This window comes from Albidovulum marisflavi, assembly GCF_025751435.1.
GTDB classification, from domain to species: domain Bacteria; phylum Pseudomonadota; class Alphaproteobacteria; order Rhodobacterales; family Rhodobacteraceae; genus Albidovulum; species Albidovulum marisflavi.
The window spans coordinates 1-1,023 of the sequence record NZ_JAOWKY010000009.1; the positions used below are offsets into that span (position 1 = coordinate 1).

At 65.4% G+C, this 1,023-nt stretch carries 2 protein-coding genes; both read left to right on the plus strand.

Annotated features, from left to right (window positions below):
- The first annotated feature begins 14 nt into the window (after positions 1–14).
- The gene (locus tag OEW28_RS18830) at positions 15–776 is read left to right on the plus strand and encodes an electron transfer flavoprotein subunit beta/FixA family protein (RefSeq protein WP_263736347.1); all 762 of its coding nucleotides are present in this window, start codon (positions 15–17) and stop codon (positions 774–776) included.
- Positions 776–1,023: adenine nucleotide alpha hydrolase family protein (locus tag OEW28_RS18835; RefSeq protein WP_459542700.1), on the plus strand; the 248-nt coding region annotated here is incomplete at its 3' end. The genes OEW28_RS18830 and OEW28_RS18835, both read left to right, overlap by 1 nt.

Consider the following 1,023-nt stretch of genomic DNA (forward strand, 5'->3'; position numbering starts at 1 on the left):
GGAGATGCACGCCGATGAAGGTACTGGTGCCTGTGAAGCGGGTGATTGACTACAACGTGAAGGTCCGCGTGAAGGCGGACGGATCGGGTGTCGATCTGGCCAACGTGAAGATGTCGATGAACCCGTTCGACGAGATCGCCGTCGAAGAGGCGATCCGCCTGAAGGAGAAGGGCGCGGTCGAAGAGATCGTCGTGGTTTCGATCGGCGTCAAGCAGGCGCAGGAAACGCTGCGCACGGCGCTGGCGATGGGTGCGGACCGCGCGATCCTGATCGAGGCGGCCTCTGACGTGCACACCGACATCGAACCGCTGTCGGTCGCGAAGCTGCTGAAGGCCGTGGTTGACGCGGAACAGCCGGGCCTGGTGATCTGCGGCAAGCAGGCGATCGACAACGACATGAACGCGACGGGCCAGATGCTCTCGGCGCTTCTGGGCTGGTCCCAGGCGACCTTCATCTCGGAACTTTCGATCGACGGCGACAGCGCGACGGTGACGCGCGAGGTCGATGGCGGCCTGCAGACCATCAAGGTCAAGATGCCGGCCATCGTGACCGTGGACCTGCGCCTGAACGAGCCGCGCTATGCCTCGCTGCCGAACATCATGAAGGCGAAGAAGAAGCCGCTCGAGGAAAAGACCGCCGCCGACTACGGCGTCGACGTCTCGCCGCGCCTTTCCGTCGTCAAGACGGTGGAGCCGGCGGGCCGCAAGGCAGGCGTGAAGGTGGGCTCGGTCGACGAGCTGATCGCGAAACTGAAAGACGAAGCAGGGGTGCTCTGATGGCTGTTCTTCTTCTGGGCGAAGTGACCGACGGCCAGCTGTCGGTCGATTCCACCGCCAAGGCCCTGACGGCGGCGAAGCTGCTGGGCGACGTGACGGTGCTGTGTGCCGGGGCCCATGCCTCGGCGGCGGCGGCGGAAGCGGCCAAGCTTGACGGCGTGAAGAAGGTGCTCTGCGCCGAGGATCCGTCGCTCGGTCACCGCCTTGCGGAACCCACTGCGGCGCTGATCGTGTCGCTCGCGGGCGA

What these genes read in the sequence shown, in the direction of transcription:
- OEW28_RS18830 (WP_263736347.1), top strand. Translation starts at nt 15, where the DNA reads ATGAAGGTACTGGTGCCTGTGAAGCGGGTGATTGACTACAACGTGAAG.